The sequence below is a fragment of the Noviherbaspirillum pedocola genome (genome assembly GCF_016632335.1).
In the GTDB taxonomy this organism is placed as follows: domain Bacteria; phylum Pseudomonadota; class Gammaproteobacteria; order Burkholderiales; family Burkholderiaceae_D; genus Noviherbaspirillum_A; species Noviherbaspirillum_A pedocola.
Map to the genome: position 1 here is coordinate 657,404 of NZ_JAEPBG010000002.1, position 21,896 is coordinate 679,299.

The following is a 21,896-nucleotide window of genomic DNA, read 5'->3' on the forward strand; positions in this document are numbered from 1 at the left end:
CGTCCATACGCGGGTCAGATGCGGCCACGGTGGGCATCGACATAGTGCAAAACCCTGACCAGGCCTTCCACGCTTTCCAGCATCTCGATCGGACGTCCGCCCAGGGTGGTGTTGTCGCCATTGAGCCATTGCCGCGCATGCTCGTCATGGCCGAGGAGCGCGTCGAGCGAGCGGAACAGCCGTACCAGCAATACCGCCATTTCCCATTCCTTGCCGCGCTCACGCGAGAGGGAATACGCGCTGGCGAACAAACGGGATACCGTCGCGTTCGATACGCCGAGAATTCTTGCGAGCGAAGATTGTTTTAGGTCGAGCAGCAGCGCCACGTTGCGCAGCGCTTTTGTCAGGGTCTGCTCGGGATTTGCTTGTGATACCGCAGCGTCAGGGTGGGTTAACGCCAGCATGAGATTTCTCCAGAAATAAAAGTGGCGAAATATTTCTTCGGAAATCTACCAGTTTCCCGCGCCTCTGTCACCACGATTTGCAAACGGGATATCGCGCTGCACGCCTGGCAGCTCGGTTTGGCAAGCGCTCTCGCGCTGCATCAGGCCGGTCCGATATGGCAAGGTATAATCCCGCTTTCGTCGAACCCGCACCGCGGACGCCGTCCCTCCCGCTGTGCATCAACTCTCTTTTCGCCATGCTGATCCTGCCGGGCTCGAATGCCCTGTCTGCCTTTCGCGCACAACGCTTGCTCGTTCAACTCCAGGCCATCGATCCCGCCATCACAGGTATATCCGGACGCTATCTGCACTTCATCGACGCGAGCCAGGCTCTGGCGGATGACGATGTCCGACGTCTCAAGGCGCTCCTGACCTATGGCGAGGATGTTGCTGGCGGAGCTGACGGCGAGGAGTTCGTCGTGGTGCCGCGCTTCGGCACGATTTCGCCCTGGGCTAGCAAGGCCACCGATATCGCGCATAACTGCGGCATGACGCAGGTGCATCGCATCGAGCGCGGCATTTCCTTCCATGTGCATCTGAAGTCGGGCTTGTTCAGCGGTGCAAAGCGCCTGTCCGGCACGGCGGTGGAAGCGGTATCAGCCGCGCTGCACGACCGCATGACCGAGATGGTGCTGCGCAGCGCCGACGATGCCGCCGGCTTGTTCCGTGAATTGCAGCCGCTGCCGCTGGCGCATGTCGATGTCATGGGTGGCGGTCGCGCGGCGCTGGAAGCGGCCAACAGCGAGCTGGGACTGGCGCTGTCGGATGATGAAATCGATTACCTGGTCAACGCCTTCACCGCGGCCAAACGCAATCCGACCGATGTCGAACTGATGATGTTCGCGCAGGCCAACAGCGAGCACTGCCGCCACAAGATCTTCAATGCCGACTGGACCATCGATGGCGAGCAGCAGGACCGCTCGCTGTTCGCGATGATCCGCAATACCCATCAGCTGCATCCCGAGGGCACGATCGTCGCCTACAGCGACAATTCCTCGGTGATCGAAGGCGCGAAAGTGATGCGCTTTCATCCGCGCGGCGCCGCCGCCGGCAATGTCTATGGCGAGAGCGTCGAGCCCACGCACATCCTGATGAAGGTGGAAACCCACAACCACCCGACCGCGATCTCGCCGTTCCCGGGCGCGTCCACTGGCGCCGGCGGCGAAATCCGCGATGAAGGCGCGACCGGCCGCGGCGCAAAACCGAAGGCCGGCCTCACCGGCTTCACCGTGTCGAACCTGATGATCACGCACGCGGTGCAGCCCTGGGAAAACGCCCGCGACACCGCCGAGCCGTCATCGCAGCGGCAGGCGCATGCGCAGGGCGGCATCCACGGCAAGCCCGAGCGCATCGCCTCGCCGCTGCAGATCATGGTCGACGGCCCGCTCGGCGGCGCGGCCTTCAACAATGAATTCGGCCGGCCTAATCTCGGCGGCTATTTCCGCAGCTACGAGCAGAACGTCGGCGGCACCGTGTGGGGCTACCACAAGCCGATCATGATCGCCGGCGGCATGGGCAATATCTCGGCCGAGCTCACGAAGAAGGAAGAGCTGCCGGCCGGCAGCCTGCTGATCCAGCTCGGCGGCCCGGGCATGCGCATCGGCATGGGCGGCAGCGCGGCATCGTCGATGGCCACCGGCAGTAATACCGCGGATCTCGATTTCGACTCGGTGCAGCGCGGCAATCCGGAGATGGAGCGGCGCGCGCAGGAAGTCATCAATGCCTGCTGGACCATGGGTGAGGACAATCCGATCCTGTCGATCCACGATGTCGGCGCCGGCGGCCTGTCGAACGCCTTCCCCGAGATCACCAACGATGCGAAACGCGGCGCCATCTTCGACCTTCGGCGCGTGCCGCTGGAAGAATCCGGCATGTCGCCGCGCGAGATCTGGAGCAATGAATCGCAGGAGCGCTATGTGCTGGCCATCGCGCCGGAAAGCCTGGCGCTGTTCCAATACCTGTGCGAGCGCGAACGCTGTCCGTTTGCGGTCGTTGGTCATGCGACCGAAGAACGTCAGCTCAAGGTCTTCGATCCGAAGAACGACGATTATCCGGTAGACATGCCGATGGATGTGCTGCTCGGCAAACCGCCGAAGATGCATCGTGATGTGCAGCGTGTGGCAATGCAGCTTCCCGCAATCGACCTCACCGGCATCGAACTCGCCGACGCCGCGCTGCGCGTGCTGCGCCTGCCGACGGTGGCCGACAAATCCTTCCTGATCACCATAGGCGACCGCACCGTCGGCGGCAACACCGTGCGCGACCAGATGGTCGGCCCATGGCAGGTGCCGGTGGCCGACTGCGCAGTGACGACGATGAGCTTTGACGGCTATGTCGGCGAAGCGATGGCCATGGGCGAACGCACGCCGCTGGCCGTCATCGACGCGCCGGCTTCGGGCCGCATGGCGGTGGGCGAGGCGATCACCAACATCGCCGCGGCGCCGATCGAAAAGCTTGGCGACATCAAACTGTCCGCGAACTGGATGGCCGCCTGCGGCCAGCCCGGTCAGGACGCGGCGCTGTTCGACACCGTCAAGGCGGTCGGCATGGAGCTGTGCCCGGCGCTGGGCATTTCCATCCCGGTCGGCAAGGATTCGCTGTCGATGCGTACCACCTGGAAGGAAGAAGACGGCGCTGACAAGTCGGTGGTCTCGCCGGTGTCGCTGATCGTGTCGGCCTTCGCGCGTGTACACGATGTGCGCCTCGCACTGACGCCGCAACTGCGCACCGATCTCGGCGACACCGCACTGATCCTGATCGACCTCGGCCGCGGCCGCAACCGCATGGGCGGCTCGGCCTTGGCCCAGGTCATGCAGCAGATCGGCAATGACGCGCCGGATGTCGATACACCCGAGGACCTGAAAGCCTTCTTCGCCGCAATCCAGCGGCTCAATACGGAAAAGCGCCTGCTCGCCTATCACGATCGTTCCGACGGTGGCCTGTTCGTCACGCTCGCCGAGATGGCTTTCGCGGGCCGCACCGGCGTCTCGGTCAACCTCGACATCCTGACCATGGAAGGCGAGCATGCGAGCGACTGGGGCGACTCGAAGAACTGGGCATCGCAGATCGCCGAGCGCCGCAACGAGATGACGCTGCGCGCGCTGTTTTCCGAGGAACTCGGCGCGGTGATCCAGGTGCGTGCCGACGAGCGCTCGGATGTCATGAACGTGCTGCGTGAATTCGGCCTCGGCGCGGCCAGTCATATCATCGGCAAGACCAATCCGCGCGATGCCATCGAATTCACTCGCGACGCCAAGGTGATCTACAACACGCCGCGCATCGAGCTGCAGCGCGCCTGGAGCGAAACGAGTTGGCGCATCGCGCGCCTGCGCGACAACCCTGCCTGCGCTGACGCCGAATACGAGCGCATTCTCGATGCGAAGGATCCCGGCATCACGCCGCATCTGAGCTTCGATCCGCAGCAGGATGTCGCTGCGCCGTTCATTGCCAGCGGCGCACGGCCGCGCGTGGCCATCCTGCGCGAGCAGGGCGTCAATTCGCAGATCGAGACCGCGTATGCGATGCACAAGGCCGGCTTTGAAGCGGTCGACGTGCACATGAGCGATCTGATCGCGGGCCGTGCGCGGCTGGATGATTTCAAGGGCCTGATCGCGGTCGGCGGCTTTTCCTATGGCGACGTGCTTGGCGCCGGCGAAGGCTGGGCCAAGACCATCCTGTTCAATGCGAAGCTGGCCGAAGCCTTCACGCTGTATTTCAACCGGCCGGACACCTTTGCGCTGGGCATCTGCAACGGCTGCCAGATGATGAGCAATCTGAAATCCATCATTCCGGGTGCGCATGCATGGCCGAAGTTCACCCGCAACAAGTCCGAGCAATTCGAAGCGCGCTTTGCGATGGTGGAAGTCGCCGATAGCCCATCGATCTTCTTCGCCGGCATGGCCGGCACCCGCGCGCCGATCGCGGTTGCGCATGGTGAAGGCTTTGCGGACTTCTCACAGACCGGCAAGCGCGATGAAGCGCTCGTCGCAATGCGCTTCGTCGATAACGGTGGCACGCCGACCGAGACGTATCCGTTCAATCCGAACGGCTCGCCGCAGGGCATCACCTCGGTAACCACACCCGACGGCCGCTTCACGGTGCTGATGCCGCATGCGGAGCGTGTGTTCCGCACGGTGCAGCAGTCCTGGCATCCGGATGGCTGGGGTGAGGATTCGCCATGGATGCGCATGTTCCGCAATGCGCGTGTGTGGGTGGGATAAAGAAGCAGGAACGTATCGTAGGGTGGGCGCAAGCCCACGCGTTGTTCGTACCGCAATGAGCCGCGTGGGCAGCACCCACCCTACAGCTTACCCACCGATATTCCGACCCGGGCCGGGCAATAAAAAAGCGCTCACAAGGAGCGCTTCTTCTTTGGTGCCCGTGGCGATTACTGGATCTTCGCCTTCTTGCGCAGTTCCTGCTGATACGCCTGCAGCTTCTGCTGCTGCAGCGCTTCGGCGATCTGCGGCTTGACTTCTTCATAGCTCGGCACCTTGGCCGGGCGCACGTCTTCCAGCTTGATGACGTGGTAGCCGAACTGGGTATGCACCGGAGTCTCGGTGATCTGGCCTTTCTGCAGACCGACCATCGCGTCGGAGAAGGGTTTCACGAAGGAATTCGGGGAAGCCCAGTCGAGTTCGCCGCCCTTGGAAGCGGAACCCGGGTCCTTCGACTGCTTGGCCAGGTCCTCGAACTTCGCGCCGCCCTTCAGCTTGGCGATGATGGCTTTCGCGTCTTCTTCCTTGTCCACCAGGATGTGGCGGGCATGGTATTCCTTGTCACCAGCCTGCGCCTTGTACTTGTCGTACTCGGCCTTCATGTCAGCTTCGCTGACCGGGTTCTTCTTCACGTAGTCGGCGACCAGCGCGCGAATCACGATCGCCTGGCGGGCCATCTCGAGCTGGTTCTTCACGTCCGCGCTTTGCGCCAGGCCCAGGCGGTCGGCTTCCTGCATCAGGATTTCGCGGTTGATCAATTCTTCCTTGACCATGGAACGCAGCTGCGGCGTGTCCTGCTGGCCCTGTGCGGCCATTTGCTTGACCATCGCATCGGCACGGGAAGACGGCACCGGCTTGCCATTCACGACTGCCAGGTTCTGCGCCATGGCGGGCAGGGCGGCGGTTGCGAAAAGAAGAACGAGCAGGCGAGCGGGTTTTAAGGTCATGTCTTTTCCTAGAAGTTACGGGTAACGATGTTATTGAAAACAGTGTTGGTGACGACCGGGCGCCTATTGATCCGTTCCGGCGTCGGCTTCGGCGGGAGTCAGGGCAACGATGGCGAGTGCATGGATGTCCTGCTGCATCATGTCGCGCAGGCAATCATACACGAGCCTATGACGCATCACGCGGTTCTGCGCTTCGAAGCGCGAGGATACGAGACGAACGCGGTAATGTCCACCTCCGGAAGCCGCGCCGGCATGGCCGGCATGCAGCGCGGATTCATCCTCCACCACGCATTCGATCGTATCGAGGCCGGCCTGCAGGCGGGCCCGGATTTGCTGCACACGGTCGTTCATCCTGCATCCTTCATGTATTTCGACAACACCATCGATTGCGCGACCACGAAGGCAATCATCAGGCCGATCGAGCCGAACATCTTGAAATTGACCCAGGCCGAGGTGGAGAAGTTGAAGGCCACATACAGATTGAGCACACCCATTGCGGCGAAGAAGCCGGCCCAGGCCATGTTCAGCTTGTCCCAGACCGCATCGGGCAGATCGACCTGGTGGCCCATCATCATGCGAATCGGGTTCTTGCGCATGAGCAGCTGCCCGCCGGCCAGCGCCACCGCGAAGACCCAGTACAGCACCGTGGGCTTCCACTTGATGAAGGTGTCGTTGTGGAAGTAGATGGTTGCACCACCAAAGACAACGATGATCGCCAGCGACACCCACAGCATTGCATCGACCTTGCGCCGGCGTGCCAGCAGATAAACGATCTGTGCGATGGTGGCGACGATGGCCACTGCGGTGGCGATCAGTATCGGCGCCTGGTCGGCAGTGACGTGGCCGCCGGAAACCAGCCCCGACAGATAGGTGCCGACCAGCGACTGCGCCGCATCGCCATGGCTTTCGCCCCATTTGAACACCCCGAAGAACAGGATGACCGGGAACATGTCGAACAGGAACTTCATGCGCGGTCCTTATTCCGGTTGCGGGTCGAAGCGCAGCGCGGCCGAGTTGATGCAATAGCGCAGGCCGGTCGGCGGCGGGCCATCCGGAAACACATGCCCGAGATGCGCATCGCAGACATTGCACAGGATCTCGGTGCGCACCATGCCGTGGCTGCGGTCGACGCGCTCGCTCACGTTTTCCGGGTTCAGCGCGCGGAAATAGCTGGGCCAGCCGCAGCCGGACTCGAACTTCGCATCCGACTCGAACAGCGGCGTGCCGCAGCACACGCAGGTATAGATCCCATGCTCATGGTGATCCCAGAAGCGGCCGGTGAAGGCGCGCTCGGTGGCGGCATGGCGGGTGACCTGGTATTCCATCGGGTCAAGCATCGCGCGCCATTCGGCGTCGGTCTTGACGACTTTGTCCTTGCTCATGGTTTCATCTCCCGCATTGGATGAGGCGTCGCTCACGACGAGCAACTGACCTCAAGTTCGCTTGCCCAGTCCGGCGGCAGCGCTGCGTAGGCATCATGCTCCGGCTGCTCATCAAAAGGCCGGGACAGGATCCCGGCCAGTTTCTGCACTTCGGAAAAGTCCTTCTTCTGCGCCCGCTCGATGGCGACCTGCGCCAGGTAGTTGCGAAGCACATACTTGGGGTTCTTTGCATGCATTGCAAGCCGCCGTTGCACATCGTTACTGCTTTCCTGGCGCAGGCGGGCGCGGTATTGTACCGCCCAGTCATCAAAGGCGGCCCTGTCGATGAACAGATCGCGCAACGGCTCATCCCTTGCAGGCTCGTCGATGCGCAAATCGCCGAGGCGGCGAAAGAACAGCGTGAAGTCGACGTGGCTCTCGGCCATGATCGCGAACATTCTGTCGATCAGAGCGACATCGCCGTCCGCCATCGATTGCAGGCCGAGCTTCTCATGCATCAAGGCATCGAACTTCGCGTCATGCGCGGCCTGATAACCGGAAAGCGCTGCCTTGGTCTCTTCGACATCGCCAATCAGCGGCAGCATCGCCTGCCCGAGCGCGAAGCAATTCCATTGCCCGATGCGCGGTTGCATCGCATACGCATACCGGCCGCCCTGGTCGGTGTGATTGCAGATATGGCCAGGGTTGAACGCTTCCATGAAGCCGAAAGGTCCGTAGTCCAGCGTGATGCCTAGGATGGACATGTTGTCGGTATTCATTACGCCGTGCATGAAGCCAACCGCCTGCCAATGCGCCATCAGCTCCGCGGTACGGTGCGTGACTTCGATCAGCAGCGCCTTGTACGGCTGCGCTGCCTCGCGCAATTCCGGATAGCAGCGATCGAGGACATGGTCGGCAAGCGCTTTGAGTTCGTCGTGCCGGTTGTGATAGAACCAGTGCTCGAAGGAACCGAAGCGCACAAAGGATGGCGCCATGCGCGTGGCCACCGCGGCGGTTTCCGGCGTCTCGCGCAGCACGCGCGCATCCGAACCCGTCACGCACAGCGCGCGTGACGTTGGGATGCCGAGCGCGGCCATTGCTTCCGAGCACAGGAATTCCCGTATCGACGAGCGCAGCACCGCGCGGCCGTCGCCCATGCGCGAATACGGCGTCATGCCGGCGCCTTTCAACTGCAACTCCAGCCGGCCTGGTGCTGCCGAGCCTGTTGCTTCGGCATCGCCGAGCAGGATGGCCCGGCCATCGCCGAGCTGCCCGGCCCAGACGCCAAACTGATGCCCGGAATACACCGCGGCCAGCGGCTGCGATTGCGGCAGCAGGCTGTTGCCGGTGAAGGCATCGATGAAGGCCGGCTCGGCGAACTGCGCGGGATCCAGTCCGATCAGCCGTGCCGCCTCGGCGCTGCCGCACACCAGGTAAGGCTTCGACAGGGGAGTGGGCTGCAGTCGCGTGTAATAGGCGGCAGGCATGGCTGCGAAGCCGTTATCCAGCCGCAGCTCATCGATCAGCAGCCCGTGGGCTGCGCGTTCCGGTGCATTCATTCAGTTTGTCCTTATTGCTTGCGATTGCCGGCTTCGTTGCCGGCGCTTGCCAGTGAGACCACGCGCGCCGCCTTTCGTGCGCTGCGCGCATCATGCCGGTCCGGATAGGCGATGGCGGCCAGCGCCGCCGGCTGCTCGATGAAGACGCGACCGTACTTGGTCTGCACCAGGCCTTCCGTCTCCCACAAGCGCAATTGCTTGGCGATACTCTGGCGCGACTTCCCCAGCAGATGGCCAAGCTCTTCCTGCGTAAGCGGCACTTCGCGGCCCTGTGGAAAGATGGCGCCGGACATCAGCGAAGGCTGCAGTTGCGCCAGTTCCAGCAAGCGCCGCGCCAGGCGCAGCGCCAGCGGCGCGACAGCGGCTTCCTCGACCAGATCGAAAGTGGCGCGCAGTCGCAGCGCCAGCATGCGCGTGAAGCGCTCGTAGATCGCGGGATGACGCATCAGCAGGCGCTGGAAATCGGTGCGCGCATGAAACAGCAGCACAGTCGGGCCGGCGGCATGGCCATCATGGGTGCGCGGCAAGCCATCGAACATCGATATCTCACCGAACCAGTTCGGCCGCTCCATCACCGACAGCGTGGTGGTATGCCCATCGACAGTGGCCCGGGAAAACCGTACCGAGCCGCTGGCGATGGTGTAGAAGCCGTCGGGCGCATCGCCACGCGCATGGACCAGCTCGCCATCCTCATAACGGCGCAGCGAGCCGCAGGCGGCGGCTTCCCTGATGACCTCGTCAGGCAGGTTGGCGAGCCAGGACTCGCGCAGCAGCGCAGTCTTGTCGATGGCGGACTTATCCGGTTGCGGCATGCAAATGTTAAAGAGTTGACAGTTGGCGGCTCTCGATGTGGAGATACTCCGGTGCAGAGACCGCAGTCGGCAAAGCCGCGGCCGTATTTTGACAGAGATAGGAGACAGACAAGATGAACGCACCCGAAAAGCTGGCGTTTCCCTCGATGCGGGATCGCGTATCGGCGGAAGAATGGCAGGTCAGGCAGGACCTCGCGGCCTGTTATCGCCTGGTGGCCGACTTCGGCTGGAGCGACCTGGTGTTCACCCACATCACCGCGCGCGTGCCCGGCACCGAGGACCAGTTCCTCATCAATCCGTATGGCCTGATGTTCGACGAGATCACCGCATCCTCGCTGGTGAAGATCGACATCAATGGCAACAAGCTCGACGACTCGCCATACCCGGTGAATCCGGCCGGCTTCACCATTCACTCGGCCGTGCACGCGGTGCGCCACGACGCGCTCTGCGTGATGCACACGCACAGCCTGAACGGCGTGGCGGTGTCGGCGCAGAAGGGCGGCGTGCTGCCGGTGTCGCAGCAATCGATCTTCGTGCTTTCCAGCCTCGGCTATCACGGCTATGAAGGCGTGGCGCTGAACGAGGAAGAAAAGCCGCGCCTGGTGGCCGACCTCGGCGACAAGACCTACCTGATGCTGCGCAACCATGGCCTGCTGACCGTGGGCAAGACCATCGCCGACGCCTTCCTCAACATGTATATCTTCGAAGCCGCCTGCACGATACAGATCCGCGCGCAGGCCGGCGGCAACGAGCTGATTACGATTCCGCAAGCCATCGTCGATGGCGCGAAACGGCAATCGAAAGTGGCAACGAAATCGCAGGGCGGCATGCTGGCATGGCCAGGCCTGCTGCGCCGGCTGGATCGCCAGGATCCGACCTGGCGGGACTGAGTGAGCGCGTAATAGATGTGTAGGGTAGGCGAAGCACACGCGTATGGTTGACCAACCTTACGAGACCATACCGCGTGGGCTGCGCCCACCCTACGGACAAACGAGAGGAGACCATATGGAACAGAAAGCCACCTTCCGCGACATGCAGGACGGTACCGCGGAAGACTGGAGCATCATTGGTCGCGAATTCCGCGCCTATTCGGCGGCGCTGCCCGACCGCGTGCTGGCGCATCTGCGCGTGCTCGAAGGGGATTGCGGCGGCTTCCCGGTGGACCGGCTCACGCACAGCCTGCAGACCGCGACCCGCGCGCATCGCGACGGCAAGGATGAGGAATACGTGATCTGCGCGCTGCTGCACGACATCGGCGACACCCTCGGCAGCTACAACCACCCGGACATTGCGGCTGCAATCCTTAAGCCCTTCGTCAGCCGTGAAAACCATGAGATGGTGGAAAAGCATGGCATCTTCCAGGGCTATTACTTCTTCCACCACCTGGGCCTGAATCGCAACCTGCGTGATGCCTTCGAAGGACAGCCAGTCTACGAACGCACGCTGGAGTTCTGCGAGAAATACGATGCGCCGGCCTTCGACCCCGACTACGACACCCTGCCGTTGTCGTTCTTCGAACCGATGTTGCGGCGCGTAATGGCCAAGCCAAAAAACTCGATTTATCGCGCTGACTCCGAATAGAAGGGGTGCCTGTCTTCTGATTGTGCGGCGCAACGTCGAAAGTCGTTGACCGGTATAGCACGACCGTACAGAATTGGTTGCCTTTGAAACAACCAATATTCAGGAGACAGGCAATGCAGGAATACCCGAGGAGCCCGGTCATGGGCCAGATGATGAGCCAGCCCCTGCTCATCTCGAACATCATCCGGCATGCCGACCGCTACTTCGGCAACAACGAAATCGTGTCGCGCCGGGTCGAGGGCGACATACACCGCTATACCTACCGCGACTGCCACCGCCGCGCGCGCCAGCTGGCCAATGCGCTGAAGGACCTTGGCGTGAAGATGGGCGACCGGGTCGCCACGCTGGCATGGAATGGCTACCGCCACCTCGAAGCGTATTACGCAGTTTCTGGCTCGGGCGCGGTGCTGCATACGATGAATCCGCGGCTGCATCCCGACCAGATCGCCTACATCGCCAATCACGCGGAAGACCAGTACCTGCTGTTCGAACTGACTTTCCTGCCGCTGATCGAAGCCGTGGCATCGCAGTGCAAGACCATCAAGGGCTTCATCCTCCTGTCCGACCGCGACCGCATGCCGGCCGGCAGCAAGATCCCGAACCTGATGTGCTACGAAGATCTGGTTGAAGCCGCAAGCCCGGACTACGACTGGCCGCAGTTCGACGAAGATTCCGCTTCCAGCCTGTGCTACACCTCAGGCACCACCGGCAATCCGAAGGGCGCGCTGTATTCGCATCGCTCGACCCTGCTGCATTCCTATGCGTCCGCGATGCCGGATGCGCTGAACGTTTCTTCGCGCGACACCGTGCTGCCGGTAGTACCGATGTTCCATGTGAACGCCTGGGGCCTGCCGTATTCGGTGCCGCTGACCGGCGCGAAGCTGGTCTTCCCCGGCCCGGCGCTGGATGGCAAGTCGCTCTACGAGCTGTTCGAAGCCGAAGGCGTGACCTTCTCCGCCGGCGTGCCCACGGTCTGGCTCGGCCTGCTGAACCACGTGGCGCAGAACAACCTGAAGTTTTCCAGTTTCAAGCGCACCGTCATCGGCGGCTCGGCCTGCCCGCCGGCGATGATGAAGACGCTCAACGACAAATACGGCGTCGAAGTCGTGCATGCCTGGGGCATGACTGAGATGTCGCCGCTGGGCACTACCTGCACGCTACAGTCGCATCACATGACGCTGCCGCATGAGCAGCAACAGGCGCTGCTGGAAAAGCAGGGCCATGTGATCTTTGGCGTGGACATGAAGATCGTCGACGACGCCGGAGACGAATTGCCCTGGGATGGCAAGACCTACGGCAACCTGCTGGTGAAGGGGCCGTGGATCATCAACAGCTACTTCAAGAACGAGGGCGGCAACGTGCTCGAGGATGGCTGGTTCCCGACCGGCGACGTGGCCACCATCGATGCCGATGGCTACATGCAGATCACCGACCGCAGCAAGGACGTCATCAAGTCCGGCGGCGAATGGATAGGCTCGATCGATCTGGAAAACATAGCGATGGCGCATCCGGCCGTGCTGCAGGCGGCCTGCATCGGCGTGTTCCATCCGAAGTGGGATGAGCGGCCGCTGCTGGTCGTGGTGCGGCGTCCCGGCATGGATGTCAGTCGCGAGGAACTGCTGGCCTTCTATGAAGGCAAGATCGCGAAATGGTGGACGCCGGACGACGTGGCCTTCATCGATGCGCTGCCGATAGGCGCCACCGGCAAGATATTGAAGAACCGCATACGCGAAACCTTCAAGGATCATGTGCTTCCGGGTGCGGCTGCTTCCGCATAATCCATTGGCGCTTTACAAGCATGCAGGGCGCCGATATAGTCGTTTCACAAAAACTATCAATACACGGAGACAACATGAGCACCTACGCGCACCCCGCCATGCCGACGCGAACGCGTCGCAGCATGCGCTTCGCTTCATGAGGCCATGACCCCGGCGGCGGCCGTCCAGTTCCACTGCAATCTTCCCGACCGCCGCCGCACAGACTCTCAGCCAGCCGCGCGTCATTTCCGCACCTTGTGCAAATGGCGCGTCCATGAACGCCTTGCGATCCGCATGGCGTCATCGATGAAGTCGCACACGGAAAGGGAAACAGTCGGTGGAATTCACGCTTATCACCCTGCTCAACGGCCTGGCTTACGGGCTTCTGCTGTTCATGCTGTCTTCGGGGCTGACGCTGATCTTCAGCATGATGGGAGTGCTGAACTTCGCGCATGCCAGCTTTTACATGCTGGGCGCCTACTTCGCGTACACCATCAGCGCCAAGATCGGCTTCTGGCCGGCGCTGGTCGTAGCGCCATTGCTGGTGGGCGCGGTCGGCGCCGTGATCGAGCGCTACGGTCTGCGCTCGGTCCATAAATACGGGCACATTCCCGAGCTGCTGTTCACCTTCGGACTTTCCTATGTCATCGTCGAGCTGGTGCAGCTGGTCTGGGGCAGGGCGGCGGTGAATTACCAGGTGCCGCCGTCGCTTGAAGGTCCGCTGTTCACGCTCTTCACCACGACCTTTCCGATCTACCGCGGCTTCATGATGCTGATTGCGCTGCTGATGCTCGTGTCCATCTACCTGATGCTGACCAAGACCCGCATCGGGCTGGTGATCCAGGCGGCGCTGACGCATCCGGATGCGGTCGAGGCGCTTGGCCACAATGTGCCGCGGGTGTTCATGCTGGTCTTCGGCGGCGGTTGCGCGCTGGCTGGCCTTGCCGGCGTCATCGGCGGCAATGCCTTCGTCACCGAGCCCGGCATGGCTGCCACCGTGGGCAGCATCATCTTCGTGGTCGTCGTGGTGGGCGGCATGGGCTCGCTGGTCGGCGCGCTGGTGGCTTCGCTGCTGATCGGCATCATCCAGACCTTCGCGGTGGCGCTGGATTATTCGATGGCCAGCGTGTTCAACGCGATCGGCATGGCCATCGGTCCAGGCACGCCAGGGTACTCGCTGCTCGGGCTGACGATCTCGCAGACCGCGCCCATCCTGCCTTACCTGTTCCTGGTGTTGATCTTGATCTTCCGGCCGCGCGGCCTGATGGGTACGAGGGAGGGATGATGGAAGTGATGAATACCGCTACCCGCAGCAGCGTGAAGTTCCAGCCCTTCAATCTCGGGCGCTGGCTGATCTGGTCCCTGTTTGCGCTGCTGCTGATTGTCGCGCCGCTGGTCTTCAACAAGGGCGCGTCGCTATCGCTGTTGTGTCAGATGGGCACGGTGATGATCTTCGGCCTTTCCTACAACATGCTTCTTGGACAGGGCGGCATGCTGTCCTTTGGCCACGCGGTGTACTCTGGCCTCGGCGCCTACTTCGCCATCCATGCGATGAACATGGTTACGGCCGGCCAGTTCGCCCTGCCGGTCACGTTGATCCCTCTGGTCGGCGGCATATTCGGCATGCTCTTCGGCGTACTGTTCGGTTACGTCATTACAAAGAAGTCAGGCACAACCTTTTCGATGATCACGCTGGGCATCGTCGAACTGGTCTCGGCCTGCTCGCTGATGTTCCCTGACTTCTTCGGCGGTGAAGGCGGTATCTCGACCAACCGCGTCATCGGCGCGCCGGTAATGGGCATCTCTTATGGTCCGCAGATCCAGGTCTATTACCTGATCGCCTTCTGGCTCTTCATCGCCACCGTCGGCATGTATGCGTTCACGCAGACGCCGCTGGGCCGTATCATCAACGCGGTGCGCGACAATCCCGAGCGGGTCGAGTTCATCGGCTACGACACCCACTGGGTGCGCTACATGGTGGTCATCCTCTCGGCCTTCTTCGCCGGCATCTCGGGCGGGCTCGCGGCGATCAACTTCGAGATCGTCACCGCCGAGAACGTCAGCGCGATCCGCTCCGGCGCGATCCTGCTGTTCACCTTCATCGGTGGCATCGGCTTCTTCTTCGGCCCCCTGATCGGCGCGGTAATCGGTGTGTTCCTCACGGTGCTGCTGTCCGACTTCACCAAGGCCTGGCAACTGTACCTGGGCGTGTTCTTCATCGTGATCGTGATGTATGCGCCGGGCGGGGTGGCCAGCATCCTCATGATGAATGTGCGCCTGCTGAAGTATCACCGTTTTCATCGCGTGTGGCGGTCTATGGCGGGGATGGTCGGCGCAACGCTGCTGGTTTGCCTGGGCGTCGTGATGATGGTCGAGATGCTGTATCACCTGACCCTGAACGCGGCCAATGGTCCGCAGATGCAGCGCTTCGGCCAGGTCATCGATACCTCGGCGGCGCTGCCATGGATCGTCGCCTTCGCGCTGGCCGCCATCGGCGCGCTGCTGTTCTGGCGCATCAAGCCGATATTCCGGCATGCCTGGGATGGCGCCAATATCGAAATCGAGGAACAGCTGCGCAAGGAGGGAGCATGAGCGAGCTTGCGGTCGAGTTGAAGGATGTCAGGAAGGCCTTCGGCCGCGCCGAGATCATACGCGGTGCGAACCTGCAGGTGCCGAAGGGCCAGCGCTACGCGATCATCGGGCCCAACGGCGCCGGCAAGTCCACGCTGTTTAACCTGATCTCGGGACGCTTCGGCGTCTCTTCCGGCGATATCCTGTTGAATGGCGCGAGCATCAATGGCCTGAAGCCTTTCGAGATCAATCGGCGCGGGCTGTCGCGCAGCTTCCAGATCACCAACATCTTCCATCGGCTGTCGGTGTATGAAAACCTGCGTTGTGCGGTGCTCTGGTCGCTCGGCTATCGCTATTCGTTCTGGCAGCGGCTCAACGGCCTGCGCGATGCGCACGAGCGCGCCGAGATGGTGCTCGAGCAGATTGGTCTGCGGCGCCGGCGCGACGTCGCGGCGGGACTATTAACCTATGCCGAGCAGCGTGCGCTGGAGATCGGCGTCACCATCGCCGGCGGCGCCGAGGTGATCCTGCTGGATGAGCCGACCGCGGGCATGAGCCGCTCGGAATCGGACCATGCGGTGGAGTTGATCCGCCGCGTGACCGAGGGCAAGACCCTCCTGATGGTCGAGCATGACATGAGCGTGGTGTTCGGCCTGGCCGACAAGATCGCGGTGGTGGTCTATGGCGAAGTGATCGCCTGCGACACACCGGCCAATATCCGCGCCAATGCGCGGGTGCAGGAAGCATATCTTGGCGGCCATGCGCCGGTGGAGGCATAGGAATGAGCGCAATGCTGGAGATAGCCGATCTGCATGCCTACTACGGCAAGAGCCATGTGCTGCATGGCGTGGACATGCATGTGGGCGAGGGCGAGATCGTCAGCCTGCTGGGCCGCAACGGCGTGGGCCGTTCGACCACGGTGAAGGCGGCAATGGGACAGGTAACGGCGACCGGGTCGATACGCTTCAAGGGGGAACAGATCCTCGGGGAGAAAGCGTTTCGCATCGCCTGGAAGGGCCTGGGCTATGTGCCGGAGAATCGCGACATCTTCCCGACGCTGACGGTTGAGCAGAACTTGCTGCTCGGCGAGAAGAAGGGGAAACGTTCGCGCTGGACGCTTGCCGACATGTACCGCATGTTTCCGCGGCTGGAAGAACGCCGCAATACCGCCGCCGGCGTGCTTTCGGGCGGCGAGCAGCAGATGCTGACTCTGTGCCGCACGCTGATGGGCGACCCGGACCTGATCATGATCGACGAGCCGACCGAAGGGCTGGCGCCGAAGATCGTCGACTTGGTTGCCGAATATCTGAACACGTTGAAGAGCCGCGGCATCTCGGTGCTGCTGGTCGAGCAGAAGCTGGCGATCGCGCTGGAGATCTCGCAGCGGGTGTATGTGATGGGACACGGCGCGATCGTGTTCGAAGGCACGCCGGCGGAGCTGCGCGCCAATGAGGCGATCAGGAAGGAATGGCTGGAGGTGTAGGTTGGGCTGGAAAGCCCAACGTGCATATCCGCGGGCCACCGATGTCGATGTTGGGCTTGCCAGCCCAACCTACACATGGATTCATGGATGCATCAGGGTCGTGCGCCTTCGCGCCGCAGAGCGCTTGGGCAACCGGAGGGTAGTGGTAGTCAAATCAAACAGAAGGAGATAAACATGGCTTTCAAGCTTCGCTCGCTCGCACTCGCATCGCTCACTCTTGCCTGCCTGCCGCATTTCGCGCAGGCCGAAAACGTGAAGATGGCTTTCATCGACCCGCTGTCCGGTCCGTTCGCGCCGGTTGGCACGAATATCCTGCACAGCTGGCAGTACATCGCCGATATCGCCAACAAGGACAAATGGTCGCCGGGTAACACCTTTGAGATTGTCGGCTTCGATAACAAGGCCAGCCCGCAGGAAAGCCTGACGCAGCTGCAGGCAGCCATCGATCAGGGCTATCGCTACGTCATCCAGGGCAACGGCTCGGCCGCCGGCATGGCGCTGCTGGACGCGATCAATAAGCACAACCAGCGCAACCCCGGCAAGGAAGTCGTGTACATCAACTACGCGGCCGTGGACCCGGACATGACCAACAGCAAGTGCAGCTTCTGGCAATACCGCATCGATGCCAACTCGGACATGAAGATGGAAGCAATGACCAGCTTCATGGCGAAGAAGCCGGACATCAAGAAGGTCTACATCATCGGCCAGAACTATTCCTTCGGTCACCAGGTAACGCGCGCGGCCAAGGAATATCTGAAGCGCAAGCGTCCGGATGTGCAGATCGTTGGCGATGATCTGCATCCGATCGGGCAGGTGAAGGATTTCTCGCCGTACATTGCCAAGATCAAGGCTTCCGGCGCCGATACCGTCATCACCGGCAACTGGGGCGCCGACCTGGCGCTGTTGATCAAGGCCGCCAAGGATGCGGATCTGAAGGCCGATTTCTACACCTACTATGCGTCCACCACCGGCGTGCCGACCGCGATGGGTCCGTCCGGCGCGGACCGCGTCAAATACGTCGGCTACTGGAATGCGAACAATGAAGGTTTTGTCGGCCATGAGATCGTCGATGGCTTCAAGAAAAAGTACAACGACGACTACTACACAATGGCCACTTATACCGGCCTGAAAATGCTGTCGCAGGCCTTCAACCAGGCGAAGTCCACCGACCCGGTGAAGGTTGGCTTCGCCATGGAAGGCATGAAGGTCAAGAGCCTGAACGGCGATACCGAGATGCGCAAGACCGACCATCAGCTGCAGCAGCCGCTGTATATCGCGACCTGGGTCAAGGTCAATGGCAAGGACGTGAAATACGATCAGGAGAACACCGGCTACGGCTGGCGTACCGACCAGAAGATTGACTCCTACGTCGCTTCGCAGCCGACCTCCTGCCAGATGAAACGTCCGGCGCAATAAGCAGCGGCAACAGTGAGCGGAGCGTCCGCGCGCGGTATGGCGCGGACGGCCTTGGCGGTGCCCGGAAGCCTTGCGGGCGCCGCTATTTTTTTTCGTCCGAAATAATACGATCGTTCTTTTCTGCGGTATAGTTTGGCACTGTGTTTTTTATAACGATACAAAAGCCGTATCAATGCGCACAGGCATCAAACAAGCATCAAACAAGATTCAACGAAGGCACCAATACGGGCATCAACATTTAAAGGAAGAGACATGACTGCCGAATACAAAGTCAATGGCGCGGTTGCCGTCATTACCCTCACGAATCCTCCGGTCAATGGGCTGGGTCATTCAACCCGTGCCGGCATCGTTGACGGCATGAAGAAGGCCCTCGCCGATGACGCAGTCAAGGCAATCGTGATCACCGGCGCCGGCAAGGCCTTTTCCGGCGGCGCCGACATCCGCGAATTCAACAAGCCCGAAGCCTTTGCCGAGCCGACGCTGCACAGCGTGATCCGCGTCGTTGAAAGCTCCGAGAAGCCGGTCGTTGCGGCCATCCACAGCGTGGCCATGGGCGGCGGCCTGGAACTGGCGCTGGGCTGCCATTACCGCGTTGCCGTGCCGGGCGCGCAGATCGCGCTGCCGGAAGTCAAGCTCGGCATCCTGCCCGGCGCCGGTGGCACGCAGCGCCTGCCGCGCGTGGTTGGCCTGGAAATGGCGCTGAACATGATCGTTTCGGGCACGCCGGTGATGTCGGAAAAGCTGGCCAAAACCAAGCTGTTCGACCAGATGATCGACGGCGACCTGATGGAAGGCGCGATCGCCTTTGCCAACCGCGTCGCCGATGCGCGTCCGCTGCCGAAAGTGCGCGATATCAAGATCGACTACCCGAATTACGAAGGCTTCCTGCAGTTCTCGCGCAATACCGTGAAAGCGATGGCGGGCCCGTACCCGGCGCCGCTGAAGTGCGTGGAAGCGGTGGCCGCCGCGGTCACCCAGAAGTTTGACGAAGGCATCAAGACCGAGCGCGAACTGTTCCTGGAACTGGTGCAGACGCCGGAATCGAAATCGCTGCGCCATGCCTTCTTCGCCGAGCGCGCCGCGAGCAAGATTCCCGATGTGCCGGCCGACACGCCGATGCGCGAGATCAAGAGCGCCGCCGTGATCGGCGCCGGCACCATGGGCGGCGGCATTGCGATGAACTTCGCCAATGCCGGCATCCCGGTCAAGATCCTGGAAATGAAGCAGGAAGCGCTGGACCGCGGCCTGGCGACGATCCGCAAGAACTACGAAAACACGATGAAGAAGGGCAAGCTGACGCAGGAGAAGTTCGACCAGCGTCTGGGCCTGATCACTTCTACGCTCAACTATGAAGACATCGGCCAGGCCGACATCGTGGTCGAAGCCGTGTTCGAGGAAATGGGCGTCAAGGAAACCGTGTTCAAGCGGCTCGACGAAGTGATGAAGCCGGGCGCGATCCTGGCGTCGAACACGTCGACGCTGAACGTCGACAAGATCGCTTCCTTCACCAAGCGTCCGCAGGACGTGATTGGCCTGCATTTCTTCAGCCCGGCAAATGTGATGCGCCTGCTGGAAATCGTGCGCGGCGAGAAGACCGGCAAGGATGTGCTGGCCACTTCGATGGCGCTGTCCAAGAAGATCAAGAAGGTCGGCGTGGTGTCGGGCGTGTGCGATGGCTTCATCGGCAACCGCATGATCGAGCAATACAGCCGCCAGGCCGGTTTCCTGCTGGAAGAGGGCTGCACGCCGGAGCAGGTCGACAAGGCCGTCGAGAAGTTCGGCTTTGCCATGGGCCCGTTCCGCATGGGCGATTTGGCCGGCAACGATATCGGCTGGGCAATCCGCAAGCGCCGCTATGTCGAGAAGCCGGACATCACTTATTCGAAGACTGCGGATCTGCTGTGCGAGATGGGTCGTTATGGCCAGAAGACATCGGCCGGCTGGTATGACTACAAGCCGGGCGACCGCAAGCCGTATCCGTCGCAACTCGTCAACGACATGATCATCAAGCACTCGGCCGACCTCGGCATCGAGCGCCGCAAGATCAGCGATGAAGAGATCGTCGAACGCCTGGTGTTTGCGCTGGTGAACGAGGGCGCAAAGATTCTGGAAGAGGGCATCGCGCTGCGCGCTTCAGACATCGACATGGTCTATCTGACCGGCTACGGTTTCCCGGTATTCCGCGGCGGCCCGATGTTCTATGCCGATACCGTCGGCCTGCCGAACGTCGTGATGGCGATGGAGAAGTATGCGCGCGGCCGCCATGGCGAAGCGTGGAAGCCGGCGCCCCTGCTGGCGCGCCTGGCCGCGGAAGGCAAGACCTTCAACTGATCTCAAGCGGTCGCAAGGCCTGCTACGCAAAGCCCGCGCATGTTGCGCGGGCTTTTTTTCGGCCATGCGCCTTAGGTGAATTTGCAACTATCGAAAAGTGCAGCGCGTTGCAACCCGAACTTGCAGAAAGCGCGGCCAGCCGCGGGCAAGCACGACTTCCCAATGCCTTCGGCCACTTGAGGCTGGAGTTCGGCGGACCGGCGGCGCGGATCAGTCTGCCAGGCCGGGGCCGCTTTCGAGCGCGGCTTCATGCTCGTCCAGCGGCTGTTGCGCGCGATGTTGCAGGATCACTTCATGGATGAAACCGAGCTTTTCCAGCACTGGTGTCGATAGCGTGAACGGATAGGCATCCGGCATGCCGACGCTGCGGTTCAGGCTGTTGAGCACATAGGACAGCGCGAACCAGTTATCCATCAATTCCGCGAAGGAGTCGATGCGCACCGGCCGGTGCTCGATCACCATCCGCGGCTCACCCGCCTTCTTCGGATTCAGCGTCATGCCGCAGGCGAAGGCGGTATCGATGGTGTCAATCACGTGCAGATAATGCGCCCAGCTCTCGGCCCAGTCTTCCCATGGATGCGAACTGGCATAGGTAGTGATGTAGCGGCTGTTCCAGTCGAGCGGCGGACCTTCGTTGTAATGCCGCTGAAGCGCTTCGCCATAGTCGCCGCGCTCGTCGCCGAACAGCTCGCGGAAACGCGTTATCCAGGACGTGTCGGCGATCAGTCGGTCGAAGTAGTAGTGGCCGCTTTCATGCCGAAAGTGGCCAAGCAGAGTGCGGTAGGGCTCGTGCATCTGCTCGCGCGTTCTTTCGCGATGCGCAGGATCCGCTTCGGCGATGTTGAGCGTGATGATGCCGTTCGCATGCCCGGTCATCACGCGCTTCGTCGGCAAGTCCTGCAGGAATTCGAAGGCCAGTCCGGTGTCGGGAGCGTCGACCTTCGGCATGGGCTGCAGCTTCAGGTCCCATAGCGTGTACAGCAGCCGGCGCTTGGACGCTTCGAGACGCTGCCAGTAGACCCGGTTCTGCTCGGTGAGCATCGGGATCGTATGGGTGAGCTGGCAGGAAGCGCAGAGGTCGTTTTCGGCTTGGGCCGGAATCATCCAGTTGCACACATGCTCGCGCGCGTAGTTTGCGCATTGCCGGTACAGGCGGCCGGCGTTGACCGGGTTCAGGCTGCGCCACAGATCGTTGCCGGCGGCTTCGAAGGTGCTGATGGCGCGATGTTCCGGCTGGTAGCCGAGCATGCCACCGCAGCGCTCGCAACGCACGTTCTCAAAAAACACCTGCAGGCCGCATTTGTCGCAGTGGAAGGTCTTCATATCGGGTAAGCCGAAAAGCCTGTGCAGCTCGGTAGAGCTGTCAAGGCGGAAAACGTTCCTGCTTTGCGGCACGGCATTGATGGCGTGCCTTCCTG

Annotated in this window: 18 protein-coding genes; 10 read left to right on the forward strand and 8 right to left on the reverse strand. The window is 61.9% G+C overall.

From position 1 onward, the window contains the following. Window positions 1-14: 14 nt before the first annotated feature. Window positions 15-404, reverse strand: a complete 390-nt coding sequence (locus JJB74_RS08140) for an antitoxin Xre/MbcA/ParS toxin-binding domain-containing protein (RefSeq protein WP_200591304.1) — start codon at window positions 402-404, stop codon at window positions 15-17. Between the two features lie 236 nt (window positions 405-640). Here JJB74_RS08140 and purL point away from each other — a divergent pair, with 236 nt between their 5' ends. Further along, window positions 641-4,663 (forward strand): phosphoribosylformylglycinamidine synthase, encoded by a 4,023-nt coding sequence (purL, locus tag JJB74_RS08145; RefSeq protein WP_200591305.1) that lies wholly within the window; start codon window positions 641-643, stop codon window positions 4,661-4,663. Window positions 4,664-4,830: 167 nt separating this feature from the next. Here the strand turns inward: purL and JJB74_RS08150 are convergent, their stop codons facing one another. The 6 genes from JJB74_RS08150 to JJB74_RS08175 form a co-directional block, all read right to left on the reverse strand. Next, window positions 4,831-5,607 (reverse strand): peptidylprolyl isomerase, encoded by a 777-nt coding sequence (locus JJB74_RS08150; RefSeq protein ID WP_200591306.1) that lies wholly within the window; start codon window positions 5,605-5,607, stop codon window positions 4,831-4,833. Between the two features lie 63 nt (window positions 5,608-5,670). Further along, the gene (locus JJB74_RS08155; protein WP_200591307.1) at window positions 5,671-5,958 is read right to left on the reverse strand and encodes a BolA family protein; all 288 of its coding nucleotides are present in this window, start codon (window positions 5,956-5,958) and stop codon (window positions 5,671-5,673) included. Further along, window positions 5,955-6,575, reverse strand: a complete 621-nt coding sequence (locus JJB74_RS08160; protein ID WP_200591308.1) for a septation protein A — start codon at window positions 6,573-6,575, stop codon at window positions 5,955-5,957. The genes JJB74_RS08155 and JJB74_RS08160 overlap by 4 nt, the downstream gene beginning before the upstream one ends. Window positions 6,576-6,584: 9 nt before the next feature. Further along, complete coding sequence (gene msrB, locus JJB74_RS08165; RefSeq protein ID WP_200591309.1) at window positions 6,585-6,989, reverse strand: peptide-methionine (R)-S-oxide reductase MsrB; 405 nt, start codon at window positions 6,987-6,989, stop codon at window positions 6,585-6,587. Window positions 6,990-7,021: 32 nt separating this feature from the next. Then, a complete protein-coding gene (locus JJB74_RS08170) occupies window positions 7,022-8,527 on the reverse strand; it encodes a protein adenylyltransferase SelO (protein ID WP_200591310.1) in 1,506 nt (501 codons plus the stop codon). 11 nt (window positions 8,528-8,538) lie between these two features. Further along, window positions 8,539-9,339, reverse strand: a complete 801-nt coding sequence (locus JJB74_RS08175; RefSeq protein WP_200591311.1) for a Crp/Fnr family transcriptional regulator — start codon at window positions 9,337-9,339, stop codon at window positions 8,539-8,541. A 113-nt stretch (window positions 9,340-9,452) separates the two neighbouring features. On the opposite strand from JJB74_RS08175, the gene JJB74_RS08180 reads away from it, so the two are divergent. From JJB74_RS08180 to JJB74_RS08220, 9 genes are all read left to right on the forward strand, one after another. Continuing rightward, window positions 9,453-10,229: a class II aldolase/adducin family protein gene (locus JJB74_RS08180; RefSeq protein ID WP_200591312.1), complete on the forward strand. Its 777-nt coding sequence runs from the start codon at window positions 9,453-9,455 to the stop codon at window positions 10,227-10,229. Between the two features lie 115 nt (window positions 10,230-10,344). Then, on the forward strand, window positions 10,345-10,920 hold the full coding sequence (locus JJB74_RS08185; protein ID WP_200591313.1) for an HD domain-containing protein: 576 nt from the start codon (window positions 10,345-10,347) through the stop codon (window positions 10,918-10,920). Window positions 10,921-11,033: 113 nt separating this feature from the next. Continuing rightward, window positions 11,034-12,698 (forward strand): 3-(methylthio)propionyl-CoA ligase, encoded by a 1,665-nt coding sequence (locus JJB74_RS08190; RefSeq protein WP_200591314.1) that lies wholly within the window; start codon window positions 11,034-11,036, stop codon window positions 12,696-12,698. Between the two features lie 316 nt (window positions 12,699-13,014). Beyond that, window positions 13,015-13,962: a branched-chain amino acid ABC transporter permease gene (locus JJB74_RS08195; protein WP_200591315.1), complete on the forward strand. Its 948-nt coding sequence runs from the start codon at window positions 13,015-13,017 to the stop codon at window positions 13,960-13,962. Beyond that, window positions 13,959-15,269, forward strand: a complete 1,311-nt coding sequence (locus tag JJB74_RS08200; protein ID WP_234484027.1) for a branched-chain amino acid ABC transporter permease — start codon at window positions 13,959-13,961, stop codon at window positions 15,267-15,269. Before JJB74_RS08195 ends, JJB74_RS08200 begins: the two co-directional genes overlap by 4 nt. After that, window positions 15,266-16,027, forward strand: a complete 762-nt coding sequence (locus tag JJB74_RS08205; protein ID WP_200591316.1) for an ABC transporter ATP-binding protein — start codon at window positions 15,266-15,268, stop codon at window positions 16,025-16,027. The genes JJB74_RS08200 and JJB74_RS08205 overlap by 4 nt, the downstream gene beginning before the upstream one ends. 11 nt (window positions 16,028-16,038) lie before the next feature. After that, window positions 16,039-16,731 (forward strand): ABC transporter ATP-binding protein, encoded by a 693-nt coding sequence (locus JJB74_RS08210; protein WP_200591402.1) that lies wholly within the window; start codon window positions 16,039-16,041, stop codon window positions 16,729-16,731. 174 nt (window positions 16,732-16,905) lie between these two features. Then, window positions 16,906-18,147, forward strand: a complete 1,242-nt coding sequence (locus tag JJB74_RS08215) for a branched-chain amino acid ABC transporter substrate-binding protein (RefSeq protein ID WP_200591317.1) — start codon at window positions 16,906-16,908, stop codon at window positions 18,145-18,147. Window positions 18,148-18,399: 252 nt separating this feature from the next. Continuing rightward, window positions 18,400-20,478, forward strand: coding sequence for a 3-hydroxyacyl-CoA dehydrogenase NAD-binding domain-containing protein (locus tag JJB74_RS08220; RefSeq protein WP_200591318.1), 2,079 nt, complete (start codon window positions 18,400-18,402; stop codon window positions 20,476-20,478). 210 nt (window positions 20,479-20,688) lie between these two features. Here the strand turns inward: JJB74_RS08220 and JJB74_RS08225 are convergent, their stop codons facing one another. Then, complete coding sequence (locus tag JJB74_RS08225; protein ID WP_200591319.1) at window positions 20,689-21,801, reverse strand: zinc-binding metallopeptidase family protein; 1,113 nt, start codon at window positions 21,799-21,801, stop codon at window positions 20,689-20,691. Window positions 21,802-21,896: the final 95 nt, after the last annotated feature.

Excerpts from the sequence above, each read along its gene's own strand:
- JJB74_RS08140 (WP_200591304.1), bottom strand. The coding sequence starts at position 404 with ATGCTGGCGTTAACCCACCCTGACGCTGCGGTATCACAAGCAAATCCC.
- purL (WP_200591305.1), top strand. The coding sequence starts at position 641 with ATGCTGATCCTGCCGGGCTCGAATGCCCTGTCTGCCTTTCGCGCACAA.
- JJB74_RS08150 (WP_200591306.1), bottom strand. The coding sequence starts at position 5,607 with ATGACCTTAAAACCCGCTCGCCTGCTCGTTCTTCTTTTCGCAACCGCC.
- JJB74_RS08155 (WP_200591307.1), bottom strand. The coding sequence starts at position 5,958 with ATGAACGACCGTGTGCAGCAAATCCGGGCCCGCCTGCAGGCCGGCCTC.
- JJB74_RS08160 (WP_200591308.1), bottom strand. The coding sequence starts at position 6,575 with ATGAAGTTCCTGTTCGACATGTTCCCGGTCATCCTGTTCTTCGGGGTG.
- msrB (WP_200591309.1), bottom strand. The coding sequence starts at position 6,989 with ATGAGCAAGGACAAAGTCGTCAAGACCGACGCCGAATGGCGCGCGATG.
- JJB74_RS08170 (WP_200591310.1), bottom strand. The coding sequence starts at position 8,527 with ATGAATGCACCGGAACGCGCAGCCCACGGGCTGCTGATCGATGAGCTG.
- JJB74_RS08175 (WP_200591311.1), bottom strand. The coding sequence starts at position 9,339 with ATGCCGCAACCGGATAAGTCCGCCATCGACAAGACTGCGCTGCTGCGC.
- JJB74_RS08180 (WP_200591312.1), top strand. The coding sequence starts at position 9,453 with ATGAACGCACCCGAAAAGCTGGCGTTTCCCTCGATGCGGGATCGCGTA.
- JJB74_RS08185 (WP_200591313.1), top strand. The coding sequence starts at position 10,345 with ATGGAACAGAAAGCCACCTTCCGCGACATGCAGGACGGTACCGCGGAA.
- JJB74_RS08190 (WP_200591314.1), top strand. The coding sequence starts at position 11,034 with ATGCAGGAATACCCGAGGAGCCCGGTCATGGGCCAGATGATGAGCCAG.
- JJB74_RS08200 (WP_234484027.1), top strand. The coding sequence starts at position 13,959 with ATGATGGAAGTGATGAATACCGCTACCCGCAGCAGCGTGAAGTTCCAG.
- JJB74_RS08205 (WP_200591316.1), top strand. The coding sequence starts at position 15,266 with ATGAGCGAGCTTGCGGTCGAGTTGAAGGATGTCAGGAAGGCCTTCGGC.
- JJB74_RS08210 (WP_200591402.1), top strand. The coding sequence starts at position 16,039 with ATGCTGGAGATAGCCGATCTGCATGCCTACTACGGCAAGAGCCATGTG.
- JJB74_RS08215 (WP_200591317.1), top strand. The coding sequence starts at position 16,906 with ATGGCTTTCAAGCTTCGCTCGCTCGCACTCGCATCGCTCACTCTTGCC.
- JJB74_RS08220 (WP_200591318.1), top strand. The coding sequence starts at position 18,400 with ATGACTGCCGAATACAAAGTCAATGGCGCGGTTGCCGTCATTACCCTC.
- JJB74_RS08225 (WP_200591319.1), bottom strand. The coding sequence starts at position 21,801 with ATGAAGACCTTCCACTGCGACAAATGCGGCCTGCAGGTGTTTTTTGAG.